Below are 21,203 nucleotides of genomic sequence, written 5' to 3'. Positions count from 1 at the left end.
CAGGTAATAACTCCCTCCCCCCGACAGGCGAAATCCTCTCAGAGCCCCCCACTGCCAGGTGATAACTCCCAACCGCCAGGTGAAACCTCCCCGGCCGCCAACCCACCATCAGGCGCTCAGCCAGCCCAGCTTAATCACAAACAGAATCGACAGGATAATCAGCGCGGCATTGACCTCTCTGGCGCGACCGCTCAGCAGCTTCACCAGCGTCCAGGTGATAAATCCAAAGGCGATACCGTTGGCGATGGAATAGGTCAGTGGCATGGTCAGCGCGGTAACCGTCACCGGGGCAGCAGTCGTGATATCTTTCCAGTCAATATCCGCCAGACTGGATGTCATCAGCACGGCCACAAACAGCAGCGCGGGCGCGGTGGCATAGACCGGCACGCTGGAGGCCAGCGGTGAGAAGAAGAGCGCCAGCAGGAACAGCACGGCGACCACGATCGCCGTCAGGCCGGTGCGGCCACCCGCACTCACGCCCGCCGCCGACTCCACATAGCTGGTGGTGGTTGAGGTGCCCAGCAGTGAACCAAACAGCGCAGCCGCACTGTCAGCAATCAGCGCACGGCCCATCTTCGGCACGTTACCCTGCTCATCCGCCAGACCGGCGCGTTTGGTGACGCCCAGCAGGGTGCCGGTGTTATCAAACACATCCACAAACAGGAAGGCAAAAATCACACTGACCAGGCCGACGTTAAACGCGCCAGCAATATCCAGCTGCATAAAGGTCGGTGCAATCGATGGTGGTGCAGAGAAGACCCCGGCAAACGGCGACAGGCCGATGCCCATAGAGATAAAGGTTACCAGCAGAATACCGATCAGCACGGCACCGGTTACGCGACGCGCTTCCAGCACCACAATCATCACAAAGCCAAGCATCGCCAGCAGCGGACCCGGTTTTGTCAGATCGCCAATGCCCACCAGCGTCGCCGGGTTATCGACCACAATGCCTGCGCCTTCCAGCGCAATGATCGCCAGAAACAGGCCAATACCGGCACCAATCCCCGCGCGCAGCGGCAGCGGAATACTGGCAATAATCCACTCACGGATTTTAAACAGCGACATCGCAAAGAAAATCACTGCCGAGAGAAACACCGCACCCAGCGCAATCTGCCAGGTGTAGCCCATGTGCAGTACGACGGTGTAGGTGAAGAAGGCGTTCAGCCCCATGCCCGGTGCCAGTGCAATCGGGTAGTTAGCGATCAGCCCCATCAGCGCACAGCCAATCGCCGCCGCCAGACAGGTCGCGACAAATACGGCGCCCTTATCCATGCCGGTCGCGCCCAGAATGCTCGGGTTAACAAACAGAATATAGGCCATCGCCAGGAAGGTGGTGATCCCGGCGATAATCTCGGTACGAACCGTCGTGTTATGCGCTTTGAGTTTGAATAGTTTTTCTAACATCATCATCTCTCGATACAGGAGACCGCACCGGTGTGGGTCTCGCTTGCCAAAGGGGGTTGCATGCTGATTATTCTGTTTTCGGGACGCGGATACCGGCCGCTACATACTGACCTGCCGGAATCGTCTGAAATCCCTGACTGACCCACTGCCCAAAGCAATTGCCATGCCACTTGCCGACGCAATCGATTACCTGGCAGAGCCGGATGCGCCTCAGAGAATTCCGAACCAAAACGAGGCGCGATTATGGTGCAATGCACCGAGGATGCGCAATCGTTTTCCTGCCTCTCTGTGTCACCCCCGCAAAACTCTGCGCCAGCGCACGCTTCCGCATAATGGCGGGCGAGGCGTGTCACGTTTCAGCACGCTGCCTCAGCGCACTTTTCTGGCCTGTGTAGACTCCTGAATTAACTCTTTCGTAACATTGAGGCCGCGCCATGAAGCCAGCGATTTTGGTGGTGGATGATGATCCTGCTGTCTGCGACGTCCTGCAGGATGCGTTAGGTGAACATCAGTTAAAGGTCTACTGCTGTCATCAGGGAAAAGAGGCGCTGCTGATGCTCAGCACGCACCCGGAGATCACGCTGGTGATGCTGGATATGATGCTGCCTGACACCAACGGACTGCTGGTGCTGCAGCAGTTGCAGCGTCAGCGCCCCGAGGTGCTGGTGATCATGCTGACCGGTATGGGTTCCGAAGCGGAGATGGTGGTCGGCCTGGAGATGGGTGCCGATGATTATATTGCCAAACCTTTTAATCCGCGCGTGGTAGTGGCGCGCACCCGGGCGGCCCTGCGGCGCGGCGGACGCCCTGTCCAGAGCGAAGCGGAACCGGCGGGCTGGCGATTCGGCGGCTGGCAGCTGGACGACAGTCGCTGCCAGCTGTTCAATCCGCAGCGCGAGCTGGTGCCGCTGACCCAGGGCGAGTTCAGCCTGCTGCGGGCGCTGGTGCGTCACGCCCGCAAGGTGCTGACCCGCGATCAGCTGCTGGAGCTGACCCACAGCGAAAGTCTGGATGTGTTTGACCGCACCATCGACGTGCTGATCATGCGCCTGCGCCGCAAAATCGAAATCAACCCGCATCAGCCCGATCTGATCCGCACCATTCGCGGGCTGGGCTATGTCTTTTCGGCTGACGTAATGAAACCTGAAACCGCCCCGCGCACCAGCCAGATCGCCTGAATCGCGCAACGTCCCGGCAATGTCGCCGCCGTGGCGGCGGATATGGGCGATGAAAGTCTGACGCAGTTTACCCGCGAGTACGCACGGCGGTCTGGTGAACCGCCCGCGCGCAGCATAAGAACGATGAGGCAGCCCGCTCCCGGCGATCACGCGCAGCGATGATCAGCGTCCGGAAGGGTCAGGTAAAGCCGCGGGCGTAGTCATTACAGAGCAGCCAGTGCGGCGCTTCATCCTCCTCAAGCGGATTGAAGCGGGCGAGTGGCGTCAGGAACACGTTGTCGTTTTCGTCATCATTGGGCATCGACACCTCGCCTACCAGCACGTCGCCAAAACCCGGTTCGCCCCAGAAGCTGTGCCAGAGGCCCGCCTCGAGCGTCACGCTTTCACCCGGCGAAAGCCGCAGCTGCGAACCCGCAGCGTAGGTCTGGCGCAGACCATCCAGCGACACCGTGACCGGCGAGTCAGCCAGTGCCGCGCCGTCGCGGTTATGCAGTTCGACAATCAGATTCCCGCCGCCGCGATTGATGATGTCTTCCATCTTGCGTGGATGATAGTGCATCGGCGTCAGCTGCCCGTCGCGCACGTGCAGGATCTTCTCCGCATAGGGTTTGTGCCACGGCTGTCCGCCGGGCGAACCGTTGCGCAGCGTAAACAGCGTCAGCCCGGTCTGCTGAAAGTCATCCGCGCCAAAACTGGTGAGATCCCAGCCCAGCCGCAGTGCCAGGATCTCCGCCATCGCGTCAGGTGACTGCGCCCGCCACTGACGTAATCCGAAATCGGCCCACGGCGGCAGATGCACATCCTGCTGGCGGAAAAATTCGCGCGTCTGCTGCAGGTAGTGATTGACCTCTGAACGTTGCATGGTGGCCTCCTGAGGGTGCTGACAAAGTCTGCCCCGTTAGCTGCTGGACAGAGCCTGCGCAGGAAACACGGTCAGATCAGAAAGTCGTTTAAATCATCCCTGGCCACTCGGCCCGCGCCGTCCCTGGCGCGGGACGCTTTCCTCCTCTGCCCGTGTTCCCTGCGCAATAAAGTCATGCGTTGCTGGCAGATTCAGTCTGAAGCGGCACCCGGAGGGTGCCGCCCTGCGCCTTATTTCACCGTCCAGCCCTGATAGCTGCCGATGTTGTCACGATCGATCAGCTTCACCGGGATCAGCACCGGCTTTTCGGGTGCCGGTTTGCCCTGCAGAATGTCGTAGCCAATCTCCACCGCCTTCGCCGCCATCACCTGCGGGTCCTGCGCCGGGGTCGCGACAAACAGGGAATTTTTGCGCTTCAGCGCCTCTTCACCATCCGGCGATCCATCGACGCCGACGATAAAGAACTCGCTGCGCTGCGCCTGTTTCGCGGCTAAATCCGCGCCGATGGCGGTGGGATCGTTAATGGCAAACACCGCATCGATTTTGGGGTTAGCGGAGAGCAGACCGGTCATCACCTCCAGTCCCCCTTCTCGACTGCCTTTGGCGTTCTGGTTGTAAGAGAGCAGCTTGATGTCGGGATGGGTTTTCAGTTCGTTCATGCAGCCTTCAACACGGTTCTGCACCGCAGACACCGGCGGGCCGTTGATGATCACCACGTTGCCTTTCGCTTTCAGGCGGTCAGAGATATATTTGCAGGCCATCGCGCCCGCCTGGGTGTTATCGGAGGTAATGGTCGCATTCGCCCCATCGGCCGCCACGTCGACCGCCACCACCACGATACCGGCATCACGCGCCCGTTTCACCGCCGGGGCAATGCCTTTCGAGTCGGCGGCATTCAGGATAATCATGTCCACTTTTGCCGCAATAAAGTTATCGATCTGCCCCACCTGCTGGCCGAGATCGTAGCCGCTGGAGACCAGCGTCACGTTGACCTTGTCCCCCGCCAGCTCACGCGCCTTCATCTCCGCCCCTTTAGTGATCTGCACGAAGAAGGGGTTAGCCAGATCGCCGACCGTGACGCCGATGGATTTGAGTTCTTTTGCCTGAGCCAGCCCGGCGCTGAACAGCGTTGCCGCCAGCAGCCCGGTTACAATCGGATTAAAACGCATAGACCTTCTCCTGCTGTTATCAGAGTGCCAACCGCTTAATGGCGTTTTTACAGAGGCGGCGGCGACATCGCGCCTCCGCCTTTCAGCCTTAACTCACATGATGACGGGTACGGTATTTGTCGATCAGGACGGCGATGATGATCACCGCGCCCTTGATCACCAGCTGCCAGAAGTAGGAGACGCCCATCAGCGTCATACCGTTATTGAGCGTGGCGATAATCAGCGCGCCAATCAGGGTGCCGGTGATGGTGCCGATGCCCCCGACGAAGCTGGTGCCGCCCAGGATCACCGCGGCAATCGCATCCAGCTCATAGCCGACGCCGAGGTTGCCGTTGGCGCTGTAAAGACGGGAGGCGCTCATCAGACCGCCCAGCCCCGAGAGCAGGCCGCTCATGCCGTAGACAAACAGCAGTACCCCGCCCACCTTGATGCCGGTGAGTCGTGCCGCCTGAATGTTACCGCCGACCGCATAGATATGGACGCCCAGCGTGGTGCGCCGCAGGATAAACCAGCAGAGGGCGATCACCGCGAAGGCAATCACAATCAGCCACGGCACCGGGCCGAGGTAGCCGTTGCCAATCCACTCAAAATTGATGTCGGAGTTGATGACCGTGGTGCCATCCGCCAGCAGGTAGGCCGCACCACGCAGGGCGGTATAGGTGCCGAGGGTGACGATAAAGGGCGGCAGTCCAGCCCAGGCGACCAGCACGCCGTTGAACAGCCCCATCACCAGACCCGCGCCCAGCGCCATCGAAATGGTCATGGAAGCGAGCATCGGGTCGAGCGAGGCCACCAGCGCCACCACCGCCGTGGTGCCGAGCATCGACCCCACCGACAGGTCGATGCCGCCGGTGAGAATGACAAAGGTCATCCCCGCCGCCAGCACGATATTGATCGACGCCTGACGGGTAATGTTCAGCAGGTTCGCTTCGGTAAAGAAGTTGGGGGTAACGAAGCCAAAAACCGCCACGATGAGGATCAGAATCGGCAGGATCCCTACCGTCTGCAGCAGATCGCCCATCAGGGCGCGTTTCAGCGTGGGCGCGGGGGTGCGGGCCAGTTGTGTCATGGTGATCTCCTCAGATTCCGCCTGCTGCTGCGCTGTGCGCACCGGTTGCCAGCGTCATAATATTTTCCTGACTGATGTGGCTGCCCTCCAGCTCACCGACGATGGTGCCTTCATGCATCACGTAAACGCGGTCGCTCATCCCGACCACTTCCGGCAGTTCGCTGGAGATCATCAGAATCGCCACGCCCTGCCGCGCCATCTCCTGCATCATGCGGTAGATCTCGCTTTTGGCCCCGACGTCGACGCCGCGCGTCGGTTCATCCAGGATCAGGATGCGCGGGCCAATCGCCACCCAGCGTGAGATCAGCAGCTTCTGCTGATTCCCCCCGGAGAGGCCGCCGGCCCGGACCTGCGCATGCGGCACGCGGATATTCAGGGAGGCGATCGCCTCGCTGGCGATGGTCTGCCCTTTGCGGCGGTTAAGCATGCCGTAACTGGCATCCCGCTCCAGCGTCGCCATCACGATGTTCTCCTGCGCCGCCATCTCCAGAAACAGCCCCTGCTCTTTGCGGTTCTCGGTGAGGAAGCCGATGCCGCGCGCAATCGCATCGCGCGGTGAGAGGATGGTGACCTTCTCGCCATCGATCCAGATCTCGCCCTCCTTCGGCTTGTGAACGCCGAAGATCAGCTGCGCCAGCTCGCTGCGGCCTGCACCGACCAGCCCCGCCAGCGCCACGATCTCACCGGCGCGCACCGCCAGGCTGCTGGGGTGCACTTTGCCGCCGTCGGTCAGGTGATTCACCGCCAGCCGGATATCACCCAGCGGAATCGACCGGTCTTTATTAAAGAGATCGCTGAGCGGCCGTCCGACCATCATCCGCACCAGTTCACTGGCGTTGAGTTGATCGCGCGTCAGGCTGCCGACATACTCGCCGTCGCGCAGCACGCTGACGCGATCCGACAGCTCATACACCTCCGCCATGCGGTGGCTGATGTAGATAATCGCCATTCCCTCGCTGCGCAGTCGTTTGATCAGCGCGAAGAGCTGTTCGGTTTCACGGTTTGAGAGCGCGGCGGTCGGCTCATCCATCACCAGAATCCGGCTGTTACGCTGCAGCGCCCGGGCGATCTCCACCTGCTGCTGCTCGGCAATGCTGAGGCGGCTGACCACATCCCAGGCGCTGAACTGCGCGCCGAGCCGGTCAATCACCCGCTGCGCCTCCTCCGCCATCTGCCGCCGCTTCACCAGCCCGCCGGGGGCGATTTCGCTGCCGAGAAAAATGTTTTCCGCCACCGTCAGGTTGGGGGCCAGGTTAATCTCCTGGTAAATCAGGGTGATCCCGGCGGCCAGCGCCGCTTTTGGCCCTTTCAGCGCCCGCGGTTCGCCTTCGATCAGAATCTCTCCGCCGCTGGCGCTGTAGGCCCCGGCCAGAATCTTCATCAGGGTACTTTTGCCCGCGCCGTTCTCCCCCATCAGCGCATGGACCTCACCAGGCCAGACCGTGAGATCCACCCCCTTCAGGGCGTAAAAGTTGCCGAAGCGCCGGGTAATGCCGCGCATTTCCAGTATCGGTGTGGCTGTCATCGCCTCGCTCCTGCGGACTGTGGATAGCCGTCAGTTAAGCAACGCCAGATAAACGGAAAATGTCAGCGGCCATTCATATTTGTCATATTCACCCGGCTGCCCGCTCCTATACTCGGCCCATCGTTGCCGTGATAAAGAGGGGGTGGGATGCAGCGCACCTATCCGTGGCAGGCTGGCGCGCGGGGCCGCCTGCTGATGTTCAATCTGCTGGTGGTCGCCGTCACGCTGATGGTCAGCGTGGTGGCGGTCGTCGGTTTTCGCCATGCCGGTACGATTCAGGAGCAGGCACAGGCGCAGACGCTGGCGGACATGAACGGCAGTCTGGCGCTGGCGCGTGATACCGCCAATGTGGCGACGGCAGCCGTGCGGCTGTCGCAGGTAGTGGGCGCGCTGGAGTATCAGAGCGAATCACAGCGGCTTCAGCAGAATCAGCAGGCGCTGCAGCAGTCGCTGAGCCTGCTCGCCAGCGCCCCGCTGGCCGCGCGTCAGCCGGAGCGCATCGCCCGTATCCGCGCCCGCAGCCTGGAGCTGGAGCAGACGATTAACCGCCTGCTGCTCACCGGCCATCAGCGCCACCTGCAGCGCAATAACATGCTGAGTGACCTGTGGCAGTCGCAGATTCTGCTCGGCCACATCAGCCAGCGGCTGCAGCGGGAATCGCAGCGCGCGCCGGATAACGCACTGCGCGAGCAGACTGAGCGGCTGCTCAGCATCGCCATCCGTACGCCCTCACCGATTGCGGTGATTGAGCAACTGCAGCAGGTGATGACGCAGTGGCGCAGCGTGCCGCTGACGGGCGTCACCGGCGAGAACATTGCGCGACTGCTGGCGACCCAGCAGCGCCTGCTGCCTCTGGCGGAGGCGCTGGAACAGAGCGATCTGGCGATCGCCTACGCCACCTACCGGATTAAGGCGCTGGTGGCGATGCTGAATGAGGATATCAGTGCCTCGGTACAGCAGGTGGCGTTGCAGAGCGAAGCGCGAACCCTGGCGACCCACCGCGAGCTGGACTCCATCATCGGCTTTATCGCCCTTTTCGTGCTGCTGGCGCTGGCGATCACCGGCTATGCCGGGATCTACATCTACCGCAATTTGGGGTCGAGCCTGACGGCGATTGCCGCCGCCATGACGCGGCTGGCGCAGGGTGAGCAGAACGTCGGCGTGCCGGGGTTGCAGCGCCGCGACGAACTGGGCGAACTGGCGCGGGCCTTCAACGTCTTTGCCCGCAATACCGCCTCGCTGGCGCACACTTCACGTCTGCTGAAAGAGAAGAGCAGCCAGCTGGAGTCCACCTTTCTGGCGATGCGCGACGGCTTTGCCCTGTTTGACCATCAGGGTCAGCTGGTGGTGTGGAACGCGCAGTATGCCGAACTGCTCGGCATCGCGCCGCGGGAGCTCCATCGCGGCGTCCACTATCAGCAGCTGCTGGCTCCGCTGGCGGGGGATCTGCACGATCCCGGCGAACCGCAGGAGATCCGGCTGGCCGATGGCCGGACGCTGGAGCTGCGCTTCAGCCCGATCCCCCGGCGCGGCATGGTGAACACCGTTCTTGATCGCACCTCGCGCAAAACGCTGGAAGAGGCCCTGCAGCACAGCCAGAAGATGAAGGCGGTGGGCCAGCTGACCGGCGGCCTGGCGCACGACTTCAATAATCTGCTGGCGGTAATTATCGGCAGCCTGGCGCTGACCGAAGGGCAGCTGATGCCCGGCCCGCTCGCCAGCCGGATTGAGCGGGCGCGCCAGGCTGCCGACCGCGCCGCCCAGCTGACCCAGCGGCTGCTGGCCTTTTCACGTAAGCAGGCGCTGTTTCCGCGCGCGGTGTCGGTGGTCACGCTGGTGGACAACCTGCAGGGATTATTACAGCACTCGCTGCTGCCCGGACAGCAGCTGATTATCGATGCGCAGCGTCCCGGCTGGCCCGCGTGGATCGATGCCGGTCAGTTGGAGAATGCGCTGATGAACCTGGTGGTCAACGCCCGCGATGCGATGCAGCAGCAAAGCGGCGAAATCCGGCTGCGCATCTGGAATCAGCGGCGGATCGAGGGGAGTGAAAAACGTGACCGGGTCACAATTGAGGTGACTGACACGGGCTGCGGCATGTCGGCGGAGGTGCGTGAACAGGTTTTCGAGCCCTTTTTTACCACCAAAGCCACCGGCAGCGGCAGCGGGCTGGGCCTGTCAATGGTCTACGGTTTTGTGCGGCAGTCGGGCGGTCAGATCGAGCTGGAAACCGCGCCGGGCCAGGGCACCACGGTGCGCCTTCTGCTGCCGCGCGCGCAGGAGGCGGTCGCCGCAGCGGTCGCGCCGCCTCCCCCGCCAGCGCTGCCAGCGGTGGCCAGCAACCGGCTGGTGCTGGTGCTGGATGATGAACCGGCGGTGCGGCAGACCCTGTGCGAACATCTGCACCAGCTGGGCTATCTGACGCTGGAGTGTGGCGACGGCGAAGCGGCGCTGGCGCTGCTGCGCCAGACACCCGATATCGACCTGCTGATCAGCGACCTGATGCTGCCCGGCGAGATCAACGGCGCGGAGGTGGTGCGTCAGGCACAGCAGAACTGGCCGCATCTCGCCACGCTGTTAATCAGCGGTCAGGATCTGCGCCACCAGCCGGTCACGCTGCCGCTGTGTGAGCGGCTGGGCAAGCCCTGGCAGCAGGCGCAGCTGGTGCAGGCGTTACAGCGCGCCTGGCAGCGCAGCGAACGGCTTAATCGCGCGCAGCAGGCTGCCACAGCGGCACCGGCTTCCCGGTGATATAGCGTTTGCGCAGGCGGCTGGAGATCATATCCATGATCATCACCACCCCGACCAGTATCAGCGTCAGGAACATCACCACATCCCAGTTCCAGAGCCGCATATTCTCGGCGTAGACCAGGCCTACCCCGCCCGCGCCGACAAAGCCGAGCACCGCCGCAGAGCGGGTGTTGGACTCGATCTGATAGAGGCTCAGCGCCAGAAACTGCGGAAAGGACTGGGTGAAAATGCCGAAACGGTGTTTCTGCAGGCTGTTAGCGCCCACCGCCCCCAGCCCGCGGCCCGGTGAACGTTCGACCGCCTCATGCCCTTCGGCGTAGAGTTTGCCGAGCAGGCCGACATCCTGCAGGATAATCGCCAGCACCCCGGCCAGCGGCCCCATGCCCACCGCACGAACGAAAATCAGCCCCCAGATCGCCATGTCGATGCCGCGCAGCAGGTCGAACAGTCGCCGCATCAGAAACGCCAGCGGCTTCGCGGCGCGATCGTGCATCACGTTGCGCGCCGCCAGGAACGACAGCGGCAGCGCAATCAGCGAGGCGGTCAGCGTACCGGCAAACACGATCCCCAGGGTGATCCCGACCTGCGACAGATAGTAGCTGAAGGGCCAGTTCATAAAGTCATGCCAGACAAACATCCGCAGAAAGTAGCGCCCCAGCTGCTGGCAGCCCGCCAGCAGGCGCGATCCCTCCAGCCCGAACACCGAAAAGAAATAGAGGTAGTAGAGCAGGAGTGCCAGCGTCATCAGTGCCAGACGACGCAGATAGCGCGGCTGCGCGGCAAACAGCTCGCGATGCTGCTGCTTCAGCTGCGCGATAGCGGGAACGGAACGGATCATGCGCGCTCTCCTGTGACACGACGACGCAGCTGACCGGACAGCGTATCCAGCAGCGACACAACAATCAGAATCAGCAGCAGGGTGATGCTGACCTGGTCGTAGCGGTCGAGTTTGATGTTGGTCATCAGCTCCTGGCCGATGCCGCCCGCCCCCACCAGCCCGAGGATGGTGGAGGATCGGAAGTTAATCTCCAGCCGCATAAAGCTGTAGGAGAGAAAGGCGGGTTTCACCTGCGGCCAGAAGGCAAAGCGCATCCGCTGCAGTTTACTGGCTCCGCAGGCGGCCAGGCCGCGCACCGGCTTATCCGACGCGGACTCAATCGCCTCATAAAAGAGCTTGGTCAGGCTGCCCACCGTGTGCAGCGCCAGCGCCAGGAAGCCGGGTATCGCCCCGATACCAAACGCCATGACAAACATCACCGCCCACGCCAGTTCCGGCATGGTGCGCAGAAAGGCGACAAAGGCGCGAATCGCCATCCGCACGCTGACCGGCGTCTGCGTATTGTCGGCGGCGAAAAAGGCGAGCACCGCCGCCAGCCCCACTGCCAGCAGCGTCGCCGCCAGTGCCAGCTGCAGGGTTTCCCAGATCAGCGGCAGCTGGATCGGCAGACGGTAGCCCCAGTAGGCCAGCGAGCCTTCTGTTTTGCCGTCGGCAAACAGCAGCGGCAGATGCAGCACCGGCAGGATCTCATGCAGGTAGTCAAAGAAGTGCGGCAGCGACTGCCAGACGGTGAGCAGATTAAATTCTGCCACCCTGCCCGCCGCCAGATAGAGCGTGACCAGCAGCAGTGACCAGATAAGCGTGTCACGTTTTTGCTGACGGCGGATGCGCTGGTAATAGTGTTCGAAGTCGGTCAAGGGGGATCTCCGGCGTGAAAGCAGCGGGACGCTGGCCGCGTCCCGCTCTCCCCGCGAGGCGGGGAAGTCAGGAAGGTTCGTCAGCCGCGGCTGCCTTTCATCAGGTCGCGCTTCATATCAATAATGCTCTGATAGTCGGCAACGGTGGCCGGGCCGATATGCTGCTTACCGCCCACCGCTTTCACGAAGCAGTCGTGATCGTCTTTATCCAGCTTTTTAATCGCCGCCACCACTTTCGCTTTAAAGTCGGCAGGCAGTTTGTTGCTGACCAGTACCGGACCGTTGGGGATCAGCGGCGACTGCCAGATGATACGGATCTGCTTCATCAGGTCGGGGTGATCCATGCGGATCAGGCGGCCAAACGCGCCCGAGGTGTAGCCGCTGTTATAGTCGCCCACCAGCGAGGTCCAGGTGACCGCGCCGTCAAACTGGTTGTTCAGCACGCCCAGAATGTCCTGCTCATGGCCGCCGGAGAAGGTGACGCTGGAGAAGGTGTTGTTATATTTGTCATCCACCGAGCCGCCGAACATCTTCTTGAACGCCTGATTCGGCATCAGGAAGCCGGAGGTCGAGTCCGGATCGGCCATGCCGAACGATTTCCCCTTCAGGTCTTCCAGCTTTTTGTAGGGGCTGTCCGCTTTGACGATCACCACTGAGTGGTAGCCGCGGGAGTTGTCTTTGTCATCCACCACGATGCCGACCACCTCCACCGCTTTCGGGTCCTGCAGGTAGACCGAAGCGAAAGAGGCGGGTGACATGCTCAGCACCATATCGATTTTGCCGCCCAGCAGTCCCTGAATCACGCCCGAATAGTCAGAGGCGTTGCGCATCTGAGTATCCACACCCAGCTCTTTATCAAAGAAGGTCTTCACGCACTGATTATCACCAATCTGCTGGGTGGCGTTCTGACCGCCCAGAATCCCCAGATTCAGCTGTTTTGGCGCATCCGCTGCGCTGACACCCGACGCCATAACGCCGATCAGTAGTGCTAAAGAAGTCAGTTTCATTCGGAGTTGTTCTCTTGCTGTGGAGGTTAATGGATCTGGTTAAGTTCATCGCCGTACAGCTGTTGCAGCAGGCTGTCAGTCAGTCGGGAAGGATGGCCGTCAAACAGCACCACGCCGCGCTGGATGCCAATCACCCGGGTGCAGTAGCGTTTCACCAGCTCAATGGAGTGCAGGTTGACCATCACGCTGATGCCCTGCTCGCTGACCTGACGCAGCACATCCATGATGCGCGTCGTGTTTTTCGGATCGAGTGACGCCACCGGCTCATCGGCCAGCAGGATTCTGGGGTTCTGCATCAGCGCCCGGCAGATCGCCACCCGCTGCATCTGTCCGCCGGAGAGATTCTCTGCCCGCTGCAGCGCCTGCGGCAGCATGTTCATCCACTGCAGCAGTTCGATAGCGTGCGCCCGGTCGTGGTCGGAGAAAATTTTAAAAAAGGATTTCAGCGTGCTGGTCTGGCTCAGGCGGCCCAGCAGCACATTGGTCAGCACGTCGAGGCGCGGCACCAGGCAGAAATCCTGAAAGATCATGCCGCACTGGCTGCGCCATTCCCGCATCTGGCGGCTGTTAAGGGTGACCACGTTACGCTCGGCTTCCCCTTTATGCAGGCTGATAATCGCCCCGGCCGTCGCGCTGATGGTGCCGTTAAGCATATGCAGCAGCGTCGATTTCCCGGCGCCGGAGCGGCCGATCACCGCCACCAGCTCACCGGCATGGAGATCGAAACTGACCCGATCCAGCACCGGCGTATCACCGTAGGTTTTGCTCAATCCCTGCACCGACAACACTTTTTGTCCGCTGAAACTGACCGGGGGCCGATCGTGGTCGACCACCGTTTTCAGAAGTGCCTGTGCCATGCTGTTCTCCGTCATCTCTGATTGCGTTCTGCCGGTTATTAAGGCGTGGCACGATGAAAGCGGGATGACAGTCAGATGATCAAACTGTGACAGGCCAGGGCGCGCCACACAGCAGCGTCTGGCCGTCACGCGCAGCCTGCACCCCCTCCGGCAGCGAATTTTCCGCCAGCCAGTTGTCCATCTCATGACTGAGATGAGTCAGCCAGCTCTGGCGCGGCCGCAGCAGCGCCACAATGGCCAGGGCCTGAGTGACATCGTTGTGGTTGCGCGGCCTGGCAGACGGCGGGTCGTTGCAGTCGATCACCAGCTGATCCAGCGGCTGACCGCGCAGAAAGTCGGCGGTGTCGGGGGGCAGCCCGCAGGTGTCACACAGCCAGGCGAGCCGGTGACCGTGCCAGTCGAACAGATAGCCGTGCGTCAGCTTCGAGTGCTGAAGCGGCAGCGGCGTCACCTGTAACTCGCCAAAGGCGTGTGCCACAAACGGGGTTAAGGCGGGGCGAAAGTCGAGCAGGCCGGGGTGTTTATAGAGATCATCACAGCCGCGCGGGTCGGGCGGCCCCCAGACCGGAATCGGTGCTCCCCGCCCCCAGCGCAGCGCAAACAGTCCCTGCACATGGTCCATGTGGTAGTGGGTGAGCAGAATACGCGTCAGCGATCCGGGCGGAAAGCGCGACGCCAGCAGTGGCAGGCCGGCATCCAGCAGGATGCGCTCGCGCCCGGTCTCAATCAGCGCACTGCAGGGCGCACGGGCGTAATCGCTATGGCGCTGCGCCCGCTGGCAGGCACGGCAGTCGCAGCCCGGCAGCGGCGCGGCAGTCACCCCACCGGTGCCGAGAAAAGTGAGTTTCATTGCGCCGCCTCCACTATCTGACGCAGCTGCCGGACGGTCTCTGCCAGCGCGCCATCGTTGTTAAGGATCAGGCAGCCATCGGGCTGCGGCTGGGCGGCACGCGCCAGTCGCCGGGCGATTGCCGCCTCATCTTCCCGTCCGCGCAGGCGCAGGCGCGCCGCCAGCACCGCTGGCGTGACCTGCAGGCAGACCGGCAGCAGCTGCGGACCGAAGCGGGCCTGCGCCTGCGCCAGATGCAGCCGCGAGCCGTTGACCACCACGTTCTGTCCGCGCAGCAGCCACTGCTCTGTCTCACAGCCAATGCCATAGCTGAAACCGTGCGCCTGCCAGCTCACTGCGAACAGCCCCAGCGCCGCGCGGCGGGCGAACTCCGCCTCGGTCAGCGCCACGTGGTTTTCACCGCCCGCATCCGCTGCGCGGGTAATATAGCGATGGGCGATCAGCAGGCGCGGCGGCGGTGCCGCCCGCAGCGCATCCAGCAGGCTATCCTTGCCTGAGCCGGAGGGACCGGTGAGCCAGATCAGCCGCGCCATCAGTAGACCTGCCGGCCTTTGCTCCAGACGTGGCGCACATGCGGGTAGCCATGTGCGGTGTGCGCCAGCACCAGATCGGCGCGACACCCTTCCGCGATCACCCCGCGATCCTCAAGCCCTAACGCGCGGGCCGGATTGCAGGTGACCAGCGCAATCGCCTGCGCCGTGCCGAGCGTGTTGCGCTCATCCTCAGCCAGCCGGAACGCCGCATCCAGCAGGCTGGCCGGGTAGTAATCGGAGGAGAGAATGTTCAGCAGGCCGTGAGACGCCAGCTCCCAGGCGGCGACGTTGCCGGAGTGCGAGCCGCCGCGCACGATGTTGGGCGCCCCCATCAGCACCTGCATGTTGCGATAGCGCGAGGCGCGCGCCGCCTCCAGGGTGGTGGGAAATTCGGCGATGCGGCTGCCCGCCGCGTGGGACTCCTCCACATGCGCGGCGGTGGCATCATCGTGGCTGGCAATGGCGATGCCATGTTCGCGGCAGAGTCCGGCGATCGCCTGACGATTGGGCTGCGACCAGGCCGCCGCCAGCGTGAGCTGCTCATGCTCAAACTGATCCATCTCCGCGTCATTCAGCTGGTATTTGCCCTGGTAATATTCGCGATATTTTGTCAGCGACGCATACTGCCGCTGCCCTGGCGAATGATCCATCAGCGAGACCAGCGCCAGTTCCGGCGTGCCCATCAGCGCCTCAAACAGCGGCGCGGTGGTCGGGTGCGGCAGTTCACAGCGCAGATGCAGCAGATGCTCGGCGCGGTTCAGCCCTTTGCGGTTGCTGTCGCGGATGGCGTCGATCATCCTGCTGAGATTCTCCAGCCGGTGACCGCCGTCGCGCACATCGCCGACGCCAATGGCGTCCAGCACGGTGGTAATGCCGCTGGAGACCATCAGCGCATCGTGGCTGCTCATCGCCGAATGCGCAGGCCAGTCCACTTTGGGTCGCGGGGTGAAAAACTTGTCGAGGTTGTCGGTGTGCAGCTCCACCAGCCCCGGCAGCAGCCAGGCCCCCTCGCCGTCCAGCGCGCCCGGCTGCTGGCTGCGGGTTTCGCTGAAGCTGCTGATACGCTCATCGCGGAACTCCAGCGACCCGCTGATGACCTCATTTTCCAGCACCAGTCTGACATTGTTGATGATCATGCCTGCGCTCCTGTCTCAATGGGGTGCATCAGATGCAGCCGATCGGCCACCTGCTCGCGCACCGCCCGATCGTGAAAAATGCCAACGATGGCGGCACCCCGGGCGCGCGCCTCTTCAATCAGACTCACCACCGCCGCGCTGTTGACGCTGTCGAGGGAGGCGGTGGGTTCATCCAGCAGCAGCACCGGATAGTCAGCGATAAAACCGCGCGCAATGTTCACCCGCTGCTGCTCTCCGCCGGAGAAGGTGGACGGTGCCAGCGACCAGAGGCGCTGCGGCACGTTGAGCCGGCTCAGCAGGTCGGCGGCGCGCGCTTCGCAGAACCGGCGGTCGACGCCGCGCTCCAGCAGTGGCTGCATCACAATCTCCAGCGTCGGCACGCGCGGGATAACCCGCAGAAACTGACTCACCCAGCCCAGCGTGTCGCGGCGCAGCGCGATAATCTGCCGCGCCGGGGCCTGCGCCATATCGACCCATTCCCCCTGGTGCGCGACCCGGATATAGCCGCTGTCGGGCTGATAGTTACCGTAGAGCGTGCGCAGCAGAGTCGATTTGCCGCTGCCCGAGTGACCGTGCAGCACCACGCATTCGCCCTCGCCCACCGTCAGACTGGCGTTGTGCAGCACCGGCAGCGCCGCGCCGTTCTGGTTGTGCAGCACAAAGGTTTTACACAGGTTTCCGACCTGCAGACGCGGATTGATAGTCGTCATTTAATTGAGCACCGAAGAGACCAGCAGTTGTGTGTAAGGATGATGAGGATCGTCAAGCACCCGGTCGGTCAGACCGCTCTCCACCACCCGCCCCTGTTTCATCACCAGCAGACGATGTGCCAGCAGGCGCGCCACACCGAGATCGTGGGTGACGATCACCACCGCCAGGTTCAGCTCCCGCACCAGGGTGCGCAGCAGATCCAGCAGGCGTGCCTGCACCGAGACATCCAGCCCGCCGGTCGGCTCATCCATAAACAGCAGCTGTGGCTGCGTCACCAGGTTGCGGGCGATCTGCAGACGCTGCTGCATGCCGCCGGAAAAGGTGGTGGGCAGATCGTCGATGCGGCCGGGGTCAATCTCCACCGCCTGCAGCCAGCGGCTCGCCGTTGCGCGGATGTCGCCATAGTGCCGCGCGCCGGTCGCCATCAGCCGTTCGCCGATGTTGCCGCCCGCGCTGACCTGCGGACGCAGGCCGTCCATCGGATGCTGATGCACCACGCCCCACTCGGTGCGCAGCAGGTGACGGCGCTCGCTTTCACTCATCTGCCAGAGGTTGCGCCCCTGATAGAGAAGCGTGCCCTGCTGCGGTGCGAGGCGTGCCGAGAGGCTGTGCAGGAGCGTGGTTTTACCGGAGCCGGACTCGCCGACGATGCCCAGCACCTCGCCGGGATAGAGATCAAAGCTGACCTGCTCAAACCCTTTGCCCGGCGCATAAAGATGGGTGAGCTGGCTGACCGCAAGCAGCGGCTGTTCACTGTGCATGTTGCTGTTCCTGCTGCTGGTGGCAAAAGTCGGTGTCGGAGCAGACAAACATCCGCGTGCCCTGATCGTCCATCACCACCTCATCGAGATAGCTGTGGCGCGAGCCGCACAGCGCGCAGGGTTCATCCCACTGCTGCACGGTAAACGGGTGATCGTCGAAATCGAGGCTCTCGACGCGGGTGTAAGGCGGCAGCGCGTAGATGCGCTTTTCACGCCCGGCGCCAAACAGCTGCAGCGCGGGCATCATGTCCATTTTCGGGTTGTCGAATTTGGGGATGGGTGACGGGTCCATCACGTAGCGGCCGTTGACCCTGACCGGGTAAGCATAAGTCGTGGCGATATGGCCATAGCGGGCGATATCTTCATAGAGTTTCACCTGCATGATGCCGTACTCCTTCAGCGCATGCAGGAGGCGGGTTTCGGTTTCGCGCGGTTCGATAAAACGCAGCGGCTCCGGGATCGGCACCTGGAAAATCAGGATCTGATCCTCCTCCAGAGGCGTTTCCGGGATGCGGTGACGCGTCTGGATCAGCGTGGCATCGCTGGTGCGTTCGGTGGTGGCCGCACCGCTGACCCGCTGAAAGAAGTGGCGGATCGACACCGCATTGGTGGTGTCATCAGCCCCCTGGTCGATCACCTTAAGCACATCCTGATCGCCAATCACACTGGCGGTGATCTGGATGCCGCCGGTGCCCCAGCCGTAAGGCATCGGCATCTCGCGCCCGGCAAACGGCACCTGATAGCCAGGGATCGCCACCGCTTTCAGGATGGCGCGACGAATAGTGCGTTTTGTCTGCTCATCGAGATAACCGTTGTTGTAACCCGTCAGTTCAGCCATGGTTGCGCTCCTGATAGTCATCCTGCAGCTGTTTGAGCAGCGCCAGCTCCGCCTGAAAATCGACGTAGTGCGGCAGCTTGAGATGGGAGACGAAGCCTGCGGCTTCCACGTTGTCGGCGTGCGACAGCACAAACTCCTCATCCTGCGCCGGGCTGGTGATACGCTCCTGCTGTTCGCGGCTTTGCAGCGCCCGGTCCACCAGCGCCATCGCCATCGCCTTGCGTTCCGCCCGGCCAAACACCAGCCCGTAACCCCGGGTAAAGTGCGGGGCGGCATCTTCGCGGTGGGCCACGCCGTTGACCATTTCACACTCGGTCAGCAGCACTTCCCCAATCTCCAGTTCAAAGCCCAGCTCTTCAGGACAGATGCTGACGCTGACATAGCCGGTGCGGATCTCCCCGGCAAACGGGTGGGTGCGCCCATAGCCCCGCTGCGTCGAGTAGCCAAGCGCCAGCAGAAAGCCTTCGTCGCCGCGCACCAGCTGTTGCAGCCGTGCCGCGCGCGAGGCGGGAAACGCCATCGGTTCGCGGGTGATATCGGTCGGCTCACTGCCGTCATCCTCCTCCGCGGCCGCCAGCCCTTCGCGGCTCATCATGCTGAACATGTGCGGGCAGCATTCCGCGACCGGCCGATCATCCCGCGGCGCGGCAGGCGTTTCGCCATTGGCCAGCAGCGTGAAGTCGAGCAGACGGTGGCTGTAGTCACAGGTAGGGCCGAGCACCTGGCCGCCCGGCAGATCTTTATAGACCGCCGAAATGCGGCGTTCGATACGCATCGTCCCGGTCGCCAGCGGGCGACTCTCCGCCAGCCGTGGCAGCGTGGTGCGATAGGCGCGCAGCAGAAAAATTGCCTCGACCAGATCGCCGCTGGCCTGCTTAATCGCCAGCGCCGCCAGTTCCGGATCGTAAATCCCCCCTTCGGTCATCACCCGATCCACCGCCAGACCCAGCTGCTGCGCCACCTGATCGCAGCCGAGTTCAGCCACGGCCCGATCGCCACGGCGCAGATCGGCCTGCAGCTGGTGGGCATGCGTAATCGCTTTTTCGCCCCCTTTTACCGCGACATACATCAGCACACCTCCACAACGGTGGTACGCGGCACGGCCATGATCGCTTCGCCGCAGGTGAAGATGAGATCCACCCCCTGCGGAAACGGATGCGGCCGGGTGCGCAGATAGTCCAGCACGCTCTCCGGCAGCTGCGGCGCAATGGCGCGGGTTTCGCGCAGGCCGGGGCCGGAGAGTCGCAGCGTCAGACCGCCATTCAGCGAGGGCACTTCGATAATCAGCGTGGTGCTTTTTTCCGGTGACAGGTTATCCCCCGCCGCAAACGCCGTCGGGTCGGGCTGCGCCGCCGCATGGCTCAGGGCAAAAGGCGCATCCTGCCGGGTGGTGATCGGCGCGCCGGTATGGAAGCGCAGATTGTTGCGCAGCTGTTCGTTGTCGATTTTCGCATCCAGCCAGACCGGACTCTCCTGATCGACCAGCGTCAGCAGCAGCGCCGTGGCCGCCGGCGAGAGCGCACCCCAGCCCTGCTGCAGCGGCAGCGAGACCATCACGCCCGGTTCACTCATCGCCTTCAGGATGCGGCGAAAGGCGCGCTGCGCGTCCGCAACAGGGTGGTTAAAACTTGCCAGTAAAGTCATCAGTTATCTCCGCGAACCAGCGTAAAGAAATCCACTTTGCTGCTGGCGATTTCGCGCGCGCGCAGCTGTCGCTGCTCTTCACGCCACGCCGCCAGCGGGGTAATAATCTTCTCTTCCAGCAGCGGCCGGGTTTCCGGCTGCTGCAACAGTGCATCCAGCAGGGCGCAGCGCTCGGCGTGCGCTTTGTCGCGTCCTAACAGGTAGCTGTATCCCAGGGTGCCGTCGCTCAGCTGCACCACGGCGCGGGTCACCGTGGCATCACCCATCACAAAGCGTTTCCCGGTGGCCCCCATTCGCGCCTGCAGCCGCGTCATGCCGATTTCAGCCGGGCGGATCAGGGTAAACTCGGGGTGAAGATTCAGCGCCTGCCAGTGCGCTTCAAGCCGCGCGGCGTTGCTGTGTGCCAGCACCGACAGCCAGCGCTGGCGATCCGTTTGCTGTTCCATCAGTGCTCCAGAGTCAGTTCGATCATGTCACCGCGGGTCAGGCTGACGGAGTATTCTGCCAGCGCACCATCTGCGGTTTTGTTCAGGGTCCGCACACAGAGCAGCGGCGCATGGAGTGCGATATCCAGCTGACGGCACTCCTTCGCCTGCGCCCGGCGGGTGCTGATGCGGGTCTGGGTGCGCACCAGCTGTTTGCCGGTGTGCTCCACCAGAAAGTCGTGCAGCGAGCCGCTGTTAAAGCGCTGAAGCTGCGGCCACCAGCTGAGGTCGGCGAGGAAGTGGTTAATCAGGCAGAGCGGCACGCCGTTGGCGCGGCGCAGGGTGCGCAGATGAATGACGTTGTCGCCCTCTTTCACGCCCAGCGCACTGGCCACGTCACTGCTGGCCGGACGCAGCACCGCCAGCAGCCGCTCGCTGGTCGGGTGACTCCCCTGCTCCAGCAGGTTCTGACTGAAGCGCGCCTGGGCATGCAGCGGATAGTCATACGGGCGCATCAGCACCAGAATGCCCACGCCGTGACGGCGTTGCAGCAGCCCTTTCTGCACCAGCTCATCGACGGCCCGGCGCAGCGTGTGGCGATTCACTTCGTAGTGGTCGGCCAGCTGTTGTTCGGAAGGCAGATAGTCGCCGCAGCGGTAACGCTCTTTCAGCGCCTGCTCCAGCTGCGCGGCAACCGCCTGGTAGACAGTGGTCGGATGTCTGGATAACTCCATCACGATGAAATCCTCACGGGTTACGGAGTGGGAACGCAGTGAAAAATCACTGCG

The 21,203-nt window shown here is 62.9% G+C and carries 21 protein-coding genes; 2 read left to right on the top strand and 19 right to left on the bottom strand.

All coding sequences use genetic code 11. From position 1 onward, the window contains the following. Positions 1-108 precede the first annotated feature (108 nt). A complete protein-coding gene (locus tag OJ965_RS09750; RefSeq protein ID WP_265139263.1) occupies positions 109-1,407 on the bottom strand; it encodes an NCS2 family permease in 1,299 nt (432 codons plus the stop codon). 431 nt (positions 1,408-1,838) lie between these two features. Between OJ965_RS09750 and OJ965_RS09745 the strand changes: the two genes are divergently transcribed. After that, positions 1,839-2,582: a response regulator gene (locus OJ965_RS09745; protein WP_265139049.1), complete on the top strand. Its 744-nt coding sequence runs from the start codon at positions 1,839-1,841 to the stop codon at positions 2,580-2,582. Between the two features lie 178 nt (positions 2,583-2,760). Here the strand turns inward: OJ965_RS09745 and OJ965_RS09740 are convergent, their stop codons facing one another. The 4 genes from OJ965_RS09740 to OJ965_RS09725 form a co-directional block, all read right to left on the bottom strand. Next, entirely contained in the window at positions 2,761-3,444 is a 684-nt protein-coding gene (locus tag OJ965_RS09740; protein WP_265139047.1) for a D-lyxose/D-mannose isomerase, read from the bottom strand. A gap of 230 nt (positions 3,445-3,674) precedes the next feature. Then, positions 3,675-4,613, bottom strand: a complete 939-nt coding sequence (locus OJ965_RS09735) for an ABC transporter substrate-binding protein (protein WP_046102116.1) — start codon at positions 4,611-4,613, stop codon at positions 3,675-3,677. An 88-nt stretch (positions 4,614-4,701) separates the two neighbouring features. Beyond that, positions 4,702-5,682 (bottom strand): ABC transporter permease subunit, encoded by a 981-nt coding sequence (locus OJ965_RS09730; protein ID WP_265139044.1) that lies wholly within the window; start codon positions 5,680-5,682, stop codon positions 4,702-4,704. Between the two features lie 10 nt (positions 5,683-5,692). Beyond that, positions 5,693-7,207 (bottom strand): sugar ABC transporter ATP-binding protein, encoded by a 1,515-nt coding sequence (locus tag OJ965_RS09725; protein WP_009089491.1) that lies wholly within the window; start codon positions 7,205-7,207, stop codon positions 5,693-5,695. Between the two features lie 147 nt (positions 7,208-7,354). On the opposite strand from OJ965_RS09725, the gene OJ965_RS09720 reads away from it, so the two are divergent. After that, the gene (locus OJ965_RS09720; RefSeq protein WP_265139042.1) at positions 7,355-9,958 is read left to right on the top strand and encodes an ATP-binding protein; all 2,604 of its coding nucleotides are present in this window, start codon (positions 7,355-7,357) and stop codon (positions 9,956-9,958) included. Here OJ965_RS09720 and phnE (OJ965_RS09715) read toward each other — a convergent pair. The 14 genes from phnE (OJ965_RS09715) to phnF all read right to left on the bottom strand — a co-directional run bounded on the left by phnE (OJ965_RS09715) (position 9,912) and on the right by phnF (position 21,149). Continuing rightward, a complete protein-coding gene (gene phnE, locus OJ965_RS09715) occupies positions 9,912-10,796 on the bottom strand; it encodes a phosphonate ABC transporter, permease protein PhnE (protein ID WP_265139040.1) in 885 nt (294 codons plus the stop codon). The two genes, OJ965_RS09720 and phnE (OJ965_RS09715), sit on opposite strands and share 47 nt — an antisense overlap. Further along, a complete protein-coding gene (gene phnE, locus OJ965_RS09710; protein WP_046102120.1) occupies positions 10,793-11,653 on the bottom strand; it encodes a phosphonate ABC transporter, permease protein PhnE in 861 nt (286 codons plus the stop codon). The genes phnE (OJ965_RS09715) and phnE (OJ965_RS09710) overlap by 4 nt, the downstream gene beginning before the upstream one ends. An 80-nt stretch (positions 11,654-11,733) precedes the next feature. Next, complete coding sequence (phnD, locus tag OJ965_RS09705) at positions 11,734-12,660, bottom strand: phosphonate ABC transporter substrate-binding protein (protein ID WP_009089484.1); 927 nt, start codon at positions 12,658-12,660, stop codon at positions 11,734-11,736. A gap of 26 nt (positions 12,661-12,686) precedes the next feature. Beyond that, complete coding sequence (phnC, locus tag OJ965_RS09700) at positions 12,687-13,517, bottom strand: phosphonate ABC transporter ATP-binding protein (protein WP_009089482.1); 831 nt, start codon at positions 13,515-13,517, stop codon at positions 12,687-12,689. Between the two features lie 79 nt (positions 13,518-13,596). Further along, positions 13,597-14,367, bottom strand: coding sequence for a phosphonate metabolism protein PhnP (gene phnP / locus OJ965_RS09695; RefSeq protein ID WP_265139036.1), 771 nt, complete (start codon positions 14,365-14,367; stop codon positions 13,597-13,599). Further along, positions 14,364-14,900 (bottom strand): ribose 1,5-bisphosphokinase, encoded by a 537-nt coding sequence (gene phnN / locus OJ965_RS09690; protein WP_111208193.1) that lies wholly within the window; start codon positions 14,898-14,900, stop codon positions 14,364-14,366. Before phnN ends, phnP begins: the two co-directional genes overlap by 4 nt. After that, positions 14,900-16,036 (bottom strand): alpha-D-ribose 1-methylphosphonate 5-triphosphate diphosphatase, encoded by a 1,137-nt coding sequence (gene phnM / locus OJ965_RS09685; RefSeq protein ID WP_009089476.1) that lies wholly within the window; start codon positions 16,034-16,036, stop codon positions 14,900-14,902. The genes phnN and phnM overlap by 1 nt, the downstream gene beginning before the upstream one ends. Further along, a complete protein-coding gene (phnL, locus tag OJ965_RS09680) occupies positions 16,033-16,746 on the bottom strand; it encodes a phosphonate C-P lyase system protein PhnL (protein WP_111208191.1) in 714 nt (237 codons plus the stop codon). The genes phnM and phnL overlap by 4 nt, the downstream gene beginning before the upstream one ends. After that, positions 16,747-17,508, bottom strand: coding sequence for a phosphonate C-P lyase system protein PhnK (gene phnK, locus OJ965_RS09675; RefSeq protein WP_058957653.1), 762 nt, complete (start codon positions 17,506-17,508; stop codon positions 16,747-16,749). Next, positions 17,498-18,346, bottom strand: a complete 849-nt coding sequence (locus OJ965_RS09670) for an alpha-D-ribose 1-methylphosphonate 5-phosphate C-P-lyase PhnJ (RefSeq protein ID WP_058957652.1) — start codon at positions 18,344-18,346, stop codon at positions 17,498-17,500. The genes phnK and OJ965_RS09670 overlap by 11 nt, the downstream gene beginning before the upstream one ends. Continuing rightward, the gene (locus OJ965_RS09665) at positions 18,339-19,415 is read right to left on the bottom strand and encodes a carbon-phosphorus lyase complex subunit (RefSeq protein WP_265139032.1); all 1,077 of its coding nucleotides are present in this window, start codon (positions 19,413-19,415) and stop codon (positions 18,339-18,341) included. Before OJ965_RS09665 ends, OJ965_RS09670 begins: the two co-directional genes overlap by 8 nt. Continuing rightward, positions 19,415-19,990 (bottom strand): phosphonate C-P lyase system protein PhnH, encoded by a 576-nt coding sequence (gene phnH / locus OJ965_RS09660; protein WP_009089466.1) that lies wholly within the window; start codon positions 19,988-19,990, stop codon positions 19,415-19,417. Before phnH ends, OJ965_RS09665 begins: the two co-directional genes overlap by 1 nt. Continuing rightward, positions 19,990-20,436, bottom strand: a complete 447-nt coding sequence (gene phnG / locus OJ965_RS09655) for a phosphonate C-P lyase system protein PhnG (protein WP_111208189.1) — start codon at positions 20,434-20,436, stop codon at positions 19,990-19,992. The genes phnH and phnG overlap by 1 nt, the downstream gene beginning before the upstream one ends. Further along, the gene (gene phnF / locus OJ965_RS09650) at positions 20,436-21,149 is read right to left on the bottom strand and encodes a phosphonate metabolism transcriptional regulator PhnF (protein ID WP_009089462.1); all 714 of its coding nucleotides are present in this window, start codon (positions 21,147-21,149) and stop codon (positions 20,436-20,438) included. The genes phnG and phnF overlap by 1 nt, the downstream gene beginning before the upstream one ends. Positions 21,150-21,203 lie beyond the last annotated feature (54 nt).

The organism is Pantoea anthophila, from assembly GCF_026104315.1.
GTDB lineage: Bacteria > Pseudomonadota > Gammaproteobacteria > Enterobacterales > Enterobacteriaceae > Pantoea > Pantoea anthophila.
Note: the sequence above shows the minus strand (reverse complement) of the source record. Positions and strands in the feature narration are given on the sequence as shown.

Excerpts from the sequence above, each read along its gene's own strand:
- OJ965_RS09745 (WP_265139049.1), top strand. The coding sequence starts at position 1,839 with ATGAAGCCAGCGATTTTGGTGGTGGATGATGATCCTGCTGTCTGCGAC.
- phnP (WP_265139036.1), bottom strand. The coding sequence starts at position 14,367 with ATGAAACTCACTTTTCTCGGCACCGGTGGGGTGACTGCCGCGCCGCTG.
- phnF (WP_009089462.1), bottom strand. The coding sequence starts at position 21,149 with ATGGAGTTATCCAGACATCCGACCACTGTCTACCAGGCGGTTGCCGCG.
- OJ965_RS09725 (WP_009089491.1), bottom strand. The coding sequence starts at position 7,207 with ATGACAGCCACACCGATACTGGAAATGCGCGGCATTACCCGGCGCTTC.
- OJ965_RS09665 (WP_265139032.1), bottom strand. The coding sequence starts at position 19,415 with ATGTATGTCGCGGTAAAAGGGGGCGAAAAAGCGATTACGCATGCCCAC.
- OJ965_RS09720 (WP_265139042.1), top strand. The coding sequence starts at position 7,355 with ATGCAGCGCACCTATCCGTGGCAGGCTGGCGCGCGGGGCCGCCTGCTG.
- phnL (WP_111208191.1), bottom strand. The coding sequence starts at position 16,746 with ATGACGACTATCAATCCGCGTCTGCAGGTCGGAAACCTGTGTAAAACC.
- phnG (WP_111208189.1), bottom strand. The coding sequence starts at position 20,436 with ATGGAACAGCAAACGGATCGCCAGCGCTGGCTGTCGGTGCTGGCACAC.
- OJ965_RS09740 (WP_265139047.1), bottom strand. The coding sequence starts at position 3,444 with ATGCAACGTTCAGAGGTCAATCACTACCTGCAGCAGACGCGCGAATTT.
- phnK (WP_058957653.1), bottom strand. The coding sequence starts at position 17,508 with ATGCACAGTGAACAGCCGCTGCTTGCGGTCAGCCAGCTCACCCATCTT.
- phnE (WP_265139040.1), bottom strand. The coding sequence starts at position 10,796 with ATGATCCGTTCCGTTCCCGCTATCGCGCAGCTGAAGCAGCAGCATCGC.
- OJ965_RS09735 (WP_046102116.1), bottom strand. The coding sequence starts at position 4,613 with ATGCGTTTTAATCCGATTGTAACCGGGCTGCTGGCGGCAACGCTGTTC.
- phnC (WP_009089482.1), bottom strand. The coding sequence starts at position 13,517 with ATGGCACAGGCACTTCTGAAAACGGTGGTCGACCACGATCGGCCCCCG.
- phnH (WP_009089466.1), bottom strand. The coding sequence starts at position 19,990 with ATGACTTTACTGGCAAGTTTTAACCACCCTGTTGCGGACGCGCAGCGC.
- phnD (WP_009089484.1), bottom strand. The coding sequence starts at position 12,660 with ATGAAACTGACTTCTTTAGCACTACTGATCGGCGTTATGGCGTCGGGT.
- OJ965_RS09750 (WP_265139263.1), bottom strand. The coding sequence starts at position 1,407 with ATGATGTTAGAAAAACTATTCAAACTCAAAGCGCATAACACGACGGTT.
- phnN (WP_111208193.1), bottom strand. The coding sequence starts at position 14,900 with ATGGCGCGGCTGATCTGGCTCACCGGTCCCTCCGGCTCAGGCAAGGAT.
- phnM (WP_009089476.1), bottom strand. The coding sequence starts at position 16,036 with ATGATCATCAACAATGTCAGACTGGTGCTGGAAAATGAGGTCATCAGC.
- OJ965_RS09730 (WP_265139044.1), bottom strand. The coding sequence starts at position 5,682 with ATGACACAACTGGCCCGCACCCCCGCGCCCACGCTGAAACGCGCCCTG.
- OJ965_RS09670 (WP_058957652.1), bottom strand. The coding sequence starts at position 18,346 with ATGGCTGAACTGACGGGTTACAACAACGGTTATCTCGATGAGCAGACA.